14 protein-coding genes are annotated in these 12,341 nt (G+C 66.5%); 6 read left to right on the top strand and 8 right to left on the bottom strand.

Going from position 1 to position 12,341, the window contains the following annotated elements; all coding sequences use genetic code 11:
- The first annotated feature begins 126 nt into the window (after positions 1-126).
- The 5 genes from P9A17_RS10585 to P9A17_RS10565 are packed head-to-tail and all read left to right on the top strand — an operon-like array spanning position 127 to position 3,226.
- On the top strand, positions 127-441 hold the full coding sequence (locus P9A17_RS10585; RefSeq protein WP_278038485.1) for a putative quinol monooxygenase: 315 nt from the start codon (positions 127-129) through the stop codon (positions 439-441).
- Between the two features lie 6 nt (positions 442-447).
- A complete protein-coding gene (locus P9A17_RS10580; RefSeq protein ID WP_278038484.1) occupies positions 448-1,269 on the top strand; it encodes a mycofactocin-coupled SDR family oxidoreductase in 822 nt (273 codons plus the stop codon).
- Positions 1,266-2,138 carry an SAM-dependent methyltransferase gene (locus P9A17_RS10575; protein ID WP_278038483.1) on the top strand — a complete coding sequence of 291 codons (873 nt, stop codon included), beginning with the start codon at positions 1,266-1,268 and terminating at the stop codon, positions 2,136-2,138. Before P9A17_RS10580 ends, P9A17_RS10575 begins: the two co-directional genes overlap by 4 nt.
- A 3-nt stretch (positions 2,139-2,141) precedes the next feature.
- A complete protein-coding gene (locus tag P9A17_RS10570; RefSeq protein ID WP_278038482.1) occupies positions 2,142-2,579 on the top strand; it encodes a HAMP domain-containing sensor histidine kinase in 438 nt (145 codons plus the stop codon).
- Positions 2,564-3,226 carry a response regulator transcription factor gene (locus P9A17_RS10565; protein WP_278038481.1) on the top strand — a complete coding sequence of 221 codons (663 nt, stop codon included), beginning with the start codon at positions 2,564-2,566 and terminating at the stop codon, positions 3,224-3,226. The genes P9A17_RS10570 and P9A17_RS10565 overlap by 16 nt, the downstream gene beginning before the upstream one ends.
- A gap of 397 nt (positions 3,227-3,623) precedes the next feature.
- Here P9A17_RS10565 and P9A17_RS10560 read toward each other — a convergent pair whose 3' ends face one another.
- From P9A17_RS10560 to thyX, 3 genes are read right to left on the bottom strand one after another with little or no spacing between them, the layout of a single operon-like run.
- Positions 3,624-5,300, bottom strand: a complete 1,677-nt coding sequence (locus P9A17_RS10560) for a ribonuclease J (protein ID WP_278038480.1) — start codon at positions 5,298-5,300, stop codon at positions 3,624-3,626.
- 10 nt (positions 5,301-5,310) lie between these two features.
- A complete protein-coding gene (dapA, locus tag P9A17_RS10555) occupies positions 5,311-6,213 on the bottom strand; it encodes a 4-hydroxy-tetrahydrodipicolinate synthase (protein WP_278038479.1) in 903 nt (300 codons plus the stop codon).
- A gap of 51 nt (positions 6,214-6,264) precedes the next feature.
- Positions 6,265-7,017 carry an FAD-dependent thymidylate synthase gene (thyX, locus tag P9A17_RS10550; protein WP_278038478.1) on the bottom strand — a complete coding sequence of 251 codons (753 nt, stop codon included), beginning with the start codon at positions 7,015-7,017 and terminating at the stop codon, positions 6,265-6,267.
- 57 nt (positions 7,018-7,074) lie between these two features.
- Here thyX and P9A17_RS10545 point away from each other — a divergent pair, with 57 nt between their 5' ends.
- Positions 7,075-7,656, top strand: a complete 582-nt coding sequence (locus P9A17_RS10545) for a nucleoside deaminase (protein ID WP_278038477.1) — start codon at positions 7,075-7,077, stop codon at positions 7,654-7,656.
- Here P9A17_RS10545 and P9A17_RS10540 read toward each other — a convergent pair.
- The 5 genes from P9A17_RS10540 to P9A17_RS10520 form a co-directional block, all read right to left on the bottom strand.
- The gene (locus P9A17_RS10540) at positions 7,653-8,732 is read right to left on the bottom strand and encodes a GGDEF domain-containing protein (protein WP_278038476.1); all 1,080 of its coding nucleotides are present in this window, start codon (positions 8,730-8,732) and stop codon (positions 7,653-7,655) included. The genes P9A17_RS10545 and P9A17_RS10540 overlap by 4 nt on opposite strands.
- A 98-nt stretch (positions 8,733-8,830) precedes the next feature.
- On the bottom strand, positions 8,831-9,799 hold the full coding sequence (locus P9A17_RS10535; RefSeq protein ID WP_278038475.1) for a haloalkane dehalogenase: 969 nt from the start codon (positions 9,797-9,799) through the stop codon (positions 8,831-8,833).
- Positions 9,800-9,803: 4 nt separating this feature from the next.
- Positions 9,804-11,018 carry a crosslink repair DNA glycosylase YcaQ family protein gene (locus P9A17_RS10530; protein WP_278038474.1) on the bottom strand — a complete coding sequence of 405 codons (1,215 nt, stop codon included), beginning with the start codon at positions 11,016-11,018 and terminating at the stop codon, positions 9,804-9,806.
- Positions 11,015-11,503: a dihydrofolate reductase gene (locus P9A17_RS10525; protein WP_278038473.1), complete on the bottom strand. Its 489-nt coding sequence runs from the start codon at positions 11,501-11,503 to the stop codon at positions 11,015-11,017. Before P9A17_RS10525 ends, P9A17_RS10530 begins: the two co-directional genes overlap by 4 nt.
- A gap of 22 nt (positions 11,504-11,525) precedes the next feature.
- Positions 11,526-12,326: a thymidylate synthase gene (locus tag P9A17_RS10520; protein ID WP_278038472.1), complete on the bottom strand. Its 801-nt coding sequence runs from the start codon at positions 12,324-12,326 to the stop codon at positions 11,526-11,528.
- Between the last annotated feature and the right edge of the window lie 15 nt (positions 12,327-12,341).

The raw sequence follows: 12,341 nt of genomic DNA, 5'->3' as shown, positions 1-12,341 counted from the left end.
GACGGTCGCGGCGCTCTAACCTGCGGATCGCCCGCCGACGACGCGGCCGGCAGCAGACAGTACGGTGACATCTGTTCAGTCCCAGTGTTCAATCCCTGGGTTCATTCACTCAACGAGGAGTCACGAATGCCGATCGTCGTCATCGCCACCATGAAGGCCAAGCCCGAGTCCGTCGACACGGTGCGGAATGCCTGCACAACGGCCATCGAGGCGGTACACGGCGAGCCCGGCTGCGACCTCTACTCTCTGCACGAGGCCGACGGCACCTTCGTCTTCGTCGAGCAGTGGGCCGACGCGGACGCCCTGCAGGCGCACAGCGCCGCTCCTGCGGTGGCCACGCTGTTCGGCACGGTCGGCGAACACCTCGACGGCGCACCCGACATCAAGGTGCTGCAGCCGGTGGTCGCCGGCGATCCGGCCAAGGGCCAGCTGCGGGGATAAGTCGCCATGGGTGAGCTCACCGGCAAAGTCGCGTTCATCACCGGTGCCGCGCGCGGCCAGGGTCGCGCACACGCGGTGAAGCTGGCATCCGCCGGCGCCGACATCATCGCGCTCGACCTGTGCGCGCAGATCGATTCGGTCCCGTACCCGCTGGCCACCGCCGACGACATGGCCGCCACGGTCAAACTCGTCGAGGACACCGGCGCACGGATCGCCACCTACGAGGCCGATGTCCGCGACCGCGATGCGGTCAAGGCGGCCGTGCGCGACGGCACCGAGAAATTCGATGACCGCCTCGACATCGTCGTCGCCAACGCCGGGATCGCGCCGATGGCAGCCGCGGACGCCTGGCAGGACGTCATCGACGTCAATCTGACGGGCGTCTACAACACCATCGACGTGGCGATGAAGCCGATGGTCAAGTTCGGCAACGGTGGGGCCATCGTGCTGACCAGTTCGGTGGCCGGGCTCGTCGGACTCGGCGCACCCGTCGCGGGCTCCGTCGGCTACGCCGCCGCCAAGCACGGCATCGTCGGCATAATGCGGGTGTACGCCAATTTCCTTGCCCAATACAGCATTCGGGTCAACTCGGTCCATCCTGCAGGGGTCAACACCCCGATGATCGACAACGAGTTCACCCGCTCGTGGCTGGAAGGGGTGGCGCAGGAGAGTCAGGGCGGCGGCCCCGACATGGGCAACGCGCTTCCGGTGCAGGCGCTCGAGCCGGAGGACATCGCCAATGCAGTGTTCTGGCTCGTGTCGGACGCGGCCCGCTACGTCACCGGGATCACGCTTCCGGTCGATGCGGGGTATATCAATAAGCGATGACGTCTCGAAACGCCGCCGCCCAGACCGCCTTCGGGCCCATGGTGCTGGCGGCCATCGAGCACAACGAACCGCCGGAGCGTCGCCTCGTCGACGACGATCTCGCAGAATCGTTTTTGCCCAACCGCTTCCAGTTCCTGGTGCGGTTGACCCGCTCGGCGGCGCTGCGGCGGGCGGCGCAGGCCGCCGCTGACCGCTCCGGTCCCGGCTTGTGGGCGGGCATCGCGTGCCGCAAGAGGTTCATCGACGAACGCCTGTCGGATCCGCTCAACGACACCGACAGCGTCGTCGTGCTGGGTGCCGGCCTGGACACCCGGGCCTGCCGCATCGCGCGTCACGGCGAGATGCCGGTCTTCGAGGTCGATCAGCAGGCCAACATCGACCTGAAGGCGGAGGTGGTGCGGCACGCGCTGGGCGAGGTGCCTGCGTCCGTGCATCTGGTTCCCGTCGACTTCGAGCGCGATGCGCTGATCCCGGCGCTGGAGTCACACGGCTATCGCCGTGATCAGCGCACGTTCTTCATCTGGGAGGGCGTGACGCAGTACCTGACGCCTGAGGCGGTGCGCTCGACGCTGTCCCAGCTCAGCGGTGCTGCTGCGGGCAGCAGGCTGGTCTTCACCTATGTCCGGCAGGACTTCATCGACGGGACGAATCTCTACGGCGCCGAATCGGTGTACCGGAAGTTCCGCAAGCGCCGCGAAATGTGGAAATCCGGGCTGGTGCCCGAACAGGTCGGCGAATTGCTCGCCGAGTACGGCTGGCGGCTGGTCGAGCAGGCCGGGCCGAGCTACTTCCGCGACCTCTACATCCGGCCGACCGGCCGCGACATCGCGGCCTCGGCGCTCGAATGGACGGTGATGGCCGCTCGCTGACAGATGAGAGCCCTCTCATCTGTCTTTCACGTCAGTGTCCGCAAACTCGACGAACGCGATTTCGTGCTGCAGTGCACGGCGATCGGAACCACCGTGCCGGATCCGCAACGGATCACGCAGACACTCGTTGCACTTGCCGACAACGCATGCCGTTCTACCAGGCCAAACGGGTGGATTGGCGTAGGATCGGAGCTGTCGGGCGGCTGGTTGAAGTTCTGGGTCTCCGACTCGGGACCGGGCGTCAGCACCGAGAACCGGGCCAGGATCTTCGAGCGGTTCGCCCGTGGTGAGCAAATAGGAGCGCACCATCGCCGTTGCGCACAGGGGGACGTGATGCTCGACTCGGCGCTGGGACGCGGATCCACGTTCACCGTGTTCGTTCCCGCCGGGCCCGCCCCGACCGCCACCGCGGAAACGAAGCAGCCGTGGCCGCAATCCTGATCGCCGAGGATGAGCCGCGGATCTCCTCGTTCGTCCGGAAAGGTCTGTCCGCCAACGGTTTCTCGGTGACCGTCGTCTCGGACGGACCGTCCGCCTATGCCTATGCCCGCAGTGGTGACTTCGATCTGATGGTGCTCGACATCGGCCTGCCGGGGATGGACGGCTTCACCGTGCTGCGGCGGTTGCGCGCGGAGGGCAGCACCCTTCCTGTCGTCGTGCTCACTGCCCGCACCAGCGTCGCCGAGACCGTCGCGACGTTGGAAGGCGGCGCCGACGACTACATCCCCAAGCCGTTCCGTTTCGAGGAGTTGCTCGCGCGCGTCCGTCTGCGGCTGGCACCGGAGCGGGCCGCCGAGATGACCACGCTGACCTACGGCGGCCTGCGGCTTGATCTGCGTACCCGCAGAGCCCACGTCGGCGACTACTCGGTCGACCTGTCCGCACGCGAATTCGCCCTGGCCGAGACATTTCTGCGGCATCCGGGCCAGGTGCTGTCCCGCGAGCAGTTGCTGAGCCAGGTGTGGGGCTATGACTACGAGCCGGGATCGAACGTGGTTGACGTCTACGTTCGGTACCTGCGGCGCAAGCTCGGGTCCAACCGATTCGTGACACTGCGGGGCATGGGTTACCGGCTGGAGGCCGTGTAATAGCGCCTAGCAAACTATTCGCAGACATAAAAGTTAAGCCAAGCGAACTAATTGTTCGGTGGCTCGCGTTTTAAAGAGACGGTGCGTAGCGTAATCCGTTGCAAGCACCTTTTCATGTGCTGCCATACCGGATGCATGTCGCTGAACTGCAGAAAAATCGCCGAAATGAAAAAATTACGGACTTGCTGGAAATGTTGTGAGCAAAATTTACGCAATGCCATATTTTCCAGCGATAAGCAATCCATACCGATGTATTGCTCAGGCCCATTCACCGTGCATAATACTTCTGGAGCAACGAGTCCAAGATTCGGCTCGGACGGCCGCCGCGCCACGGTTCACGAGGGGTAACCATGACAGCGCGGCGAGCCGAACGCTCCAGGGGCGAAGAAGCGGCCCGTCAGATCTCGATCACAGTCGGGACGATCATCGGCTGCCGGCGGTAGGTCTCGCCCACCCATTTGCCGACGGTGCGCCGCACTCCCTGCGCGATCCGCGTCGGGTCGGTGACGTTCTGCGACGCGAGGTGCTCCAGCTCGGCCTCCACCCGGCGCGCGACCGATTCGAGCGCCTTCGGATCCTCGGAGAAGCCCCGCGAATGCAGATGCGCCGGCGCGGCGGGCTTTCCGGTGCCGCGACGAACCACGACGGTGACGGCGACGAACCCCGAGGACAGGATGAGCCGCTCGCCCAGCGTGGCGTCGCCGACGTCTCCGGTGATGAGACCGTCGACGAACATCTTGCCGACCGGAACCGCGCCCGCGATGCTCGCGCGACCCGCGACCAGGTCGACACTGACGCCGTTCTCCGCAAGGACGATGTTCTCCTCCGGAACCCCGGTTCGGGCCGCGAGCGCGGCGTTGGCGCGCAGCATCCGCCACGTGCCGTGCACCGGCATGACGTTGCGGGGCCGCACGCCGTTGTAGAGGAAGAGCAGCTCCCCGGCATACGCGTGGCCCGAGACATGCACGCGCACTTGCGCATTGGTGACGACCCTGGCCCCGATCTTGGCGAGTGAGTCGATGACCCCGTAGACGGCCTCCTCGTTACCGGGGATCAGCGACGACGACAGGATGATCAGGTCCCCCGCGGTCAGCGTGATGCTGCGGTGCTCACCGCGCGACATGCGCGACAGCGCTGCCATCGGCTCGCCCTGGGTGCCGGTGGTGATGAGCACGACGCGGTCGGCGGGCATCATCTCGGCGGCGGCGATGTCGAGCACGTCCTCATCGGCGACGTGCAGGTAGCCGAGGTCGCGGGCGATGCCCATGTTGCGCACCATCGACCGGCCGACGAACGAGACACGACGACCCAGGGCGACCGCGGCCTCGATGATGGACTGCACCCGGTCGACGTTCGAGGCGAAGCACGCGACGATGACGCGCCCCTCGGCACCGCGCATCAACCGGTGTAGTGAAGGGCCGACTTCGCTTTCCGACGGGCCGACGCCGGGGATCTCGGAGTTCGTCGAGTCGCACAGGAACAGGTCGACGCCCGCGTCCCCCAGCCGCGACATCCCCGGCAGGTCCGTCGGGCGTCCGTCCGGCGGCAGCTGGTCGAGCTTGATGTCGCCGGTGTGCAGCACCGTGCCCGCGCCCGTGTGGATGGCGATCGCAAGACAGCCGGGGACGGAATGGTTGACCGCGAAGTACTCGCATTCGAAGACGCCGTGGGTGCTCTTCTGCTTCTCGGCCACCTCGACGAACACCGGGCTGATGCGGTGCTCACGGCACTTCTCGGCGATCAGGGCGAGCGTGAATTTCGAACCGACGATGGGAATGTCGGCGCGCTGTTTGAGCACGAACGGGATCGCACCGATGTGGTCCTCGTGGGCGTGCGTCACGACGATCGCCTCGACGTCCTCGAGGCGGTCCTGCACGTGCCGGAGGTCGGGCAGGATCAGGTCGACGCCGGGTTCGTCATGGGTGGGGAACAACACACCGCAGTCCACGATGAGCAGGCGACCCAGATGCTCGAAAACGGTCATGTTGCGGCCGATCTCGCCGATCCCGCCGAGTGCGGTGACCCGCAGGCCGCCCGGGGCCAGCGGGCCCGGTGGAGTATGCGTCAGATCCACTGGCCGACCACTACCTCAGCACCCCGGCGGCGCGCAGGTCCGCGCTCAGCGCCTCGATCTGCTCGGGTGTGGCGGGAATCTGCGGCAGGCGCGGATCACCGGCCTCGACACCCTGCAGCCGCAGACCGGCCTTGGAGAGCGTGACTCCCCCGAGACGGGTCTGGGCGGCGTTCAACGGCCCGAGCTCCACGCTGATCTTGCGGGCCGTCGCGACGTCACCGGAAGCGAAGGCTGCCAACATGTCTCGCAACTGGCCGGCAGCAAGGTGGCCCCACACGCTGATGAACCCGACGGCGCCCATCGCCAGCCACGGCAGGTTGAGGGCGTCATCGCCCGAGTAGTAGGCGAGGCCCGTCTCGGCGATGATCTGTCCACCACCGTGCAGATCCCCCTTCGCATCCTTGATGGCGACGATGTTGGGATGCTCGGCGAGCGCTCGGATGGTGTCCCACTCGATGGGCACCACCGAGCGCGGCGGAATGTCGTAGAGGATGACGGGCAGATCGGTCGCGTCGGCGACGGCGGTGAAATGGGCGGCGATACCTGCCTGCGCGGGCCGCGAGTAGTAGGGCGTGACGACCAGCAGGCCGTGCGCCCCGGCGGCCGCGCTCGCCTTGGCCAGGTGCACGCTGTGGGCAGTGTCGTAGGTTCCCGCGCCGGCGACGATCCTGGCGCGGTCACCGACAGCGTCGAGGACGACACGCAGCAGTTCGATCTTCTCGTCGTCCGTGGTGGTCGGCGATTCTCCGGTGGTACCCGAGACGACCAGCCCGTCGCAGCCCGAGTCGACGAGGTGGGTGGCGAGCCGTGCCGCACCATCGGTATCCAGCGAGCCGTCGGGCTTGAACGGAGTCGCCATGGCGGTCAACAGGGTGCCCAACCGGGCCGGCGCGTCGAATCCGCTGGTACTCACGGGCACCAAGATTACCCGGTCACCCATACGCCCCACGAATGCCTTTCCCGCTCACACCTCGGTTGCCAGCGGGCTGGTCGCCACCTCGGTGCCGTCGGCGAGCGCGATGATCTCGAAGTCGGAGAACACCTGGGGCGCGACGTCGATCAACTGGCGCAGGCATTCGATCGCCAGCCGCCGGATCTCGACGTCGGCGTGTTCGCTGGCCCGCATCGCGATGAAGTGCCGCCAGGCCCGGTAGTTCCCGGTGACGACGATCCTGGTCTCGGTGGCATTCGGCAGCACCGCGCGGGCGGCCTGGCGGGCCTGCTTGCGCCGCAGCGTCGCGTTCCCGGAGTCGGCCAGCTTGGCTTCCAGCCGACCGAGCAGATCCGTATAGGCGGACCGGCCGGCATCGGCGGCGTCGAGGAACGTCTTGAGCAGCTCGGGGTCGTCCTCGATGCCCGGCGGCACCACGACCTGTGAATCGGTCTCGGGAACGTAGCGCTGCGACAGCTGCGAGTAGGAGAAGTGCCGGTGCCGGATCAGTTCATGGGTGCAGGACCGAGAGACGCCGGTGATGTAGAACGACACCGAGGCGTGTTCGAGCACTGAGAAATGACCCACATCGATGATGTGCCGGACGTAGGCGGCGTTGGTTGCGGTGCGCGGGTTGGGTTTCGACCAGCTCTGGTAGCAGGCGCGACCGGCGAACTCGACCAGTGCCGCGCCGCCGTCGGCGTCGGTGTCCCACGGCACGTCCGGCGGGGTCGAGAACTCCGTCTTGGCGATGAGCTGCACACGCAGCGGTGCGATCTCGGCCATCGGCAGAGCCTAGCGCTCATCGCCTGCGCAGGGCGCGCGGCGACGTTAGGGTTTGCCATGACCACGATCGCTTCGCGTCTTCTCGACGTCATCGACGGCGACATCCTCCCGCTGACCGAACGCGGAGTTGCAAGCGGCAACAAGGTCTTCGGCGCGGCGCTGCTGAACAAGTCCGATCTGTCCCTGGTGATCGCCGGCACGAACGACGAGACCGACAACCCGTTGTGGCACGGTGAGATCAACACGCTGCGGCAGTTCTACGAGATACCCGAGCGGCCTCCGACGAAAGACCTTGTGTTCCTGACGACCCACGAGCCCTGCACGCTGTGCATGTCGGCCATCACCTGGGCGGGATTCGACAACTACTACTACTTCTACAGCCACGAGGATTCCCGCGACAGCTTCGCGATTCCGCACGACCTGGTGATTCTCAAAGAGGTCTTCGGTCTGGATCCAGGCGGCTATCGGCGCACCAACGAGTTCTGGACGGCCTACGCCATCGCCGACTTGATCGACGCCGAACCCGAGCCGGTACGTACCGAGCTGCTCGCGCAGCGCGACCGGATCCGCAGCCGCTATGACGCGCTGTCGGATCAGTATCAGGAATCCAAGGGCGACAACGACATTCCGCTCAACTAGGAGCGCTCGCCGAGGAGGCGATGCTCGACACGGTCCCCACCCGCGCGCTTGGCGCGGTACATCGCGGCGTCGGCGGTGTGGATGAGCCGCTCGATGAACTCCGGATGTTCGACCTGCGTGCCGGCCGGAATCGTCGTGCTACATACGCCGAGGCTGGCGGTGATCCCGAACTGCAGTGCAGCGATTCCGTCGCGGATGCGCTCGGCGGCCATCACATGCCGCGACGTCGCGCCGACGTCGGCGACGACGAACTCCTCACCGCCGAGGCGGGACAGGACTGCGGCCGTCCCCGCGTGCTGTTGCAGCACGGCAGCCACCTCGACGAGCGCCGCATCACCCACCGCATGGCCGCGACTGTCGTTGAGCCGCTTGAACTTGTCGAGATCCACCATCGTGACGTTGACCGTGGTCGCCACTTCCGGCGTGGCCACCACCTGCTCGTGGACCGTGTTGTAGAACGATCGCCGGTTGAGCAGCCCGGTGAGCGGATCCCGGTCGGAATTGCGCAGATCGATGTGCAGGGAATGCACCAGCGTGTAGATGCCGAACGGCACGCCGACGTTGAGCGTGATCACGAGGAGGACCGACCCGATGACGAGCCGGATGTCACCGGTGTCGGCGAACAACCGTGTCGCCGTCATCGCCGCACAGGCCAAAGCCAGCACGTTGTTGGCGAGCACATGAGCCATGGCATGGAAGTAGGCGATGAAGCCACCGATGGCGGCGAAGATCGTGCACCCCATCAGCCCGCTGTAAGGGCTCGCCACGGTCAGGACGCCGGCGGCGATGCAGATGCCGCAGATCGCGGTGTAGGCCAACGACTGGACGCGGGTCGGCCAGCGGAAGAGCCACAACAGAGCCGCGCCGCATGCGGCGATGGCGGCCGCGATCGCGGTGGTGGTCGCCACGGGGCCCTGCGGCCCGGCGGAGCTGCCGATCAGCGTGACGGGGATGGCGCCCAGAAGCACGGTGAAGACGACTGTCGCGATCCGCCATGGCAACTGAAGCCCTCGGTCGCGCAGGTAGGCACTGAACCAGTCGAACTGGTCCGGCTGCTGCCACCACCACCCAAGCACGCAGACTCCCGCAACTCGATGACAATCTCTATGAGCGTCAAAATTACAACTCTGACCGACGAAGCGGTGCGCGTCATCTCGGGCCGGCCGGTATCGACCTAAACAGGTGTGTCGGTATTGAACTCGACAGGTGTGTCGGTATTGAACTCGACAGGTGTGTCGGTATTGAACTCGACAGGTGTGTCGGCGACGAAGCCGACGACCACCTCCGCGAGCTCGCGACCCTTGTCCTCCTGCAGGAAATGGCCACCGCCTGCGATCGTCACCTCGGGTCTTCCATGTGCGCCCGGGATGAACTTGCGCAGCGGAGCGTCGGCACCTCGGGTGATCGGATCGGAGTCGGAGAACGCGCACAGGAACGGCTTCTCGAACTGGCGAAGGACGTCCCAGGCCGCCCTGTTCGCCGGCGCCGCCGGATCGTCGGGGCTGGTCGGCACGAGCATCGGGAACTGCCGCGCACCCGCCTTGTACGAGTCGTCGGGAAACGGCGCGTCGTAGGCGGCGATCACGTCGGCCGTCAGCGTCGACACGCAGCCTCCGTTGATGATGGCGCCGACCGGAAAGTCCGGCGTCTCCTGGCTGAATCGCTGCCATGCGAGAAACGCCTCGCCGGGGTGCTGATCGCCGGTCGGCAGTGTCGTGTTGGCCGCGACCACCCTGGCGAACCGGTCCGGGTGTTCGCCGACGAGACGCAATCCGATCAGCCCGCCCCAGTCCTGGCAGACCATAGTGATCGCGGTCAGCCCGATGGCCTCGATCGCGGCCCACGTCCAGTCGACGTGGGCCTGGTAGGTGTAGTCCTCGCGACGGGTCGGCTTGTCGCTGCGGCCGAAGCCGACGAGGTCGATCGCCACGGCCCGCAGCCCCGCGCCGGCGAGGACCGGGATCATGTGGCGGTAGAGATAGCTCCACGACGGCTCACCGTGCAGCAGCAAGACCACCTGCCCGTCGGCCGGGCCTTCGTCGAGGTAGTGCATGCGCAGCCCGTCGACGTCGACGTACTGCGGCGAGAACGGGAAGTCGGGGAGGTCGGCGAACCGCTCGTCCGGTGTACGAAGAACGTCCATCGGATCAGCTAACCAAGGCGGCGCGCAGCTGCGTGACCAAATCGCCACGGTCCCCGACAACGACGTCGTCGAGCCCCAGCCAGCCCGCCATCGAACGCAGTTCGGACGCGAGCTCGGTGGCGACGTGGGCACGATCCCGGCCGTCCTCGGTGAACGCACCGACGACGCGAAGCGCCCCGTTGGGTCGATCGGCTTTGAGGTCGACACGGCCGACGAGGTCGCCGTCGAGCAGAAACGGCCATACGTAGTAACCGAACTGGCGTTTGGGCTGCGGGGTATAGATCTCGATGCGGTAGTGGAAGCCGCCGAACAGCCGCTCCACGCGGGGCCGGAAGAAGATCAGCGGATCGAACGGGCACAGCAGCGCCGTCCCCTTGTCGCGGCGCGGGACCGTCTGGCCGGCCCTCAGATACGCGGGCGCCGACCACCCGTCGACGTCGACGGGTTCGATCTCGCCTGCCGCGACGAGGTCGGCGATCGCCGGTTTGACCTGCCGCGCGCCGAGCCGGAAGTAGTCACGCAGATCGGCTTCGGTGGCCACGCCGAGCGCGGTTGCGGCGCGCAACGTCAGCTCCCGGACAGCGTCGACCTCGTCCACCTCACGTTCTACGACGTCGGCGGGCAGCACCCGTTCGGTGAGGTCGTAGTGCCGGGCGAACCCGACCCGGGTGGCCGTCGTCAGCACGCCCGAGGACCACAGCGCCTCCGCAACCCACTTCGTGTCGCTTCGATCCCACCAGGGACCCTTGCGACCCCGGGGCGCCGATTCCAGGTAGGCCTCGATCTGGCCGGCCGTCGAAGGGCCGAGGTGACCGATCGCGTCGACGATGTTCTCGGCGAGCTTGGCGTTCTTCTTGACGATCTCGACGCCCCACCGGCCGTGCTCGTACTCCTGCATGCGCCAGCGCAGCAACGGCCAGTCGTCGACGGCCATCAGCGCGGCTTCGTGCGCCCAGTACTCGACGAGCAACCGGGGCGATTTCTTCGAATGGCTCCACGCCGCGCGGTCGACGATGTCGCGGTCGTAGGGGCCCAGACGGCTGAAGACCGGCGCGTAGTGGGCGCGTACCGCGACCGACACCGAATCCAGCTGCAGCACCTGCAACCGGGCGATCAGCCGCTTGAGGTGAGCGCGGCTCACCGGACCGGTGGGCTTCGGTTCGTGGAATCCCTGAGCCGCGACCGCCACCCGCCGCGCCTGCGCAGCGGTGAGTCTCATTTCCTGAGGTAGCTGTAGTACTTGTAGCGCAGCCCCGACGAGCTGTCGTGCCAGTTCCCCTCGGTGCCGACCCATGCCTCGTCGAGCAGCGGCGCCAGCGCATCCTCGTCGCGCCGGTGCAGCTCGATGTCGACCTCGGTGACCTCACACCGCGTTGCGAGGGACATCGCCAGACCGTAGATCTGGGAGCCGCCGATCACCCACGCGTCGTCGGTCGGCGCGTCTTCGAGGGACGCGAAAACCTCTGCTCCGTCAGCCACATAGTCAGCTTGCCGGGTCAGTACGACATTTCTGCGGCCCGGCAGCGGCCGGAACTTGGCGGGCAGCGACTCCCACGTCTGCCGACCCATGATCACGGTGTGGCCCATCGTGAGTTCCTTGAAGCGGGCCATGTCCTCGGGCACCCGCCACGGGATGCCGTTGTCACGTCCGATCACCCCGTCGCTGGACTGCGCCCAGATCAGGTTCAGTTCGCCCTGACTCACGATTCGGACCTGCAAGCAGTCCTCATACCGCCACCGGGGCCTTGATCGCGGGATGCGGATCGTAGTTCTTGATGACGACGTCATCGTAGGTGTAGTCGAAAATCGAATTACGCTGCCCGAGAACAAGTTCCGGGTACGGGCGCGGGTCGCGGGAGAGCTGCTCGGTGACCTGCTCGACGTGGTTGTCGTAGATGTGGCAGTCGCCGCCGGTCCACACGAACTCCCCCACACCCAGCCCTGCCTGCGCGGCCATCATGTGGGTGAGCAGCGCGTAGCTCGCAATGTTGAACGGGACGCCGAGGAACAGATCGGCACTGCGCTGGTAGAGCTGGCAGCTGAGGCGCCCGTCGGCGACGTAGAACTGGAAGAACGCGTGGCAGGGCGGCAGGGCCATCTGCGGGATCTCGCCGACGTTCCAGGCCGAGACGATGTTGCGCCGTGAGTCGGGATCGCGCTTGAGGAGGTCGAGCGCTGCGCTGATCTGGTCGATGTGTTCACCGGACGGCGTCGGCCACGATCTCCACTGCACGCCGTACACCGGTCCGAGATCACCTGCGGGAGAGGCCCATTCGTCCCAGATGGTGACACCGTGATCCTGCAGCCACCGCACGTTGGAGTCGCCGCGCAGGAACCACAGCAACTCGTAGACGATCGATTTGGTATGCACCTTCTTGGTGGTCAGGAGCGGGAACCCGGCGTTGAGGTCGTACCGCATCTGATGCCCGAAGAGGCTGCGGGTACCGGTGCCGGTGCGATCCGATTTGGGGACTCCGGTGTCAAGCACCAGACGCAACAGATCCTCGTACGGGGTGGCGATCGGCACGCGCTCAGCTTACGT

It is taken from the genome of Mycobacterium sp. 236(2023), assembly GCF_029623955.1.
Lineage (GTDB): Bacteria > Actinomycetota > Actinomycetes > Mycobacteriales > Mycobacteriaceae > Mycobacterium.
The sequence above is the reverse complement of the archived record's forward strand: the minus strand, read 5'-3'. Positions and strand labels throughout refer to the sequence as shown.

Coding starts and splice junctions, on each gene's coding strand:
- P9A17_RS10585 (WP_278038485.1), top strand. CDS start 127: ATGCCGATCGTCGTCATCGCCACCATGAAGGCCAAGCCCGAGTCCGTC.
- P9A17_RS10580 (WP_278038484.1), top strand. CDS start 448: ATGGGTGAGCTCACCGGCAAAGTCGCGTTCATCACCGGTGCCGCGCGC.
- P9A17_RS10575 (WP_278038483.1), top strand. CDS start 1,266: ATGACGTCTCGAAACGCCGCCGCCCAGACCGCCTTCGGGCCCATGGTG.
- P9A17_RS10570 (WP_278038482.1), top strand. CDS start 2,142: ATGAGAGCCCTCTCATCTGTCTTTCACGTCAGTGTCCGCAAACTCGAC.
- thyX (WP_278038478.1), bottom strand. CDS start 7,017: ATGGCCGAGATCGCACCGCTGCGTGTGCAGCTCATCGCCAAGACGGAG.
- P9A17_RS10545 (WP_278038477.1), top strand. CDS start 7,075: ATGACCACGATCGCTTCGCGTCTTCTCGACGTCATCGACGGCGACATC.
- P9A17_RS10535 (WP_278038475.1), bottom strand. CDS start 9,799: ATGGACGTTCTTCGTACACCGGACGAGCGGTTCGCCGACCTCCCCGAC.
- P9A17_RS10530 (WP_278038474.1), bottom strand. CDS start 11,018: ATGAGACTCACCGCTGCGCAGGCGCGGCGGGTGGCGGTCGCGGCTCAG.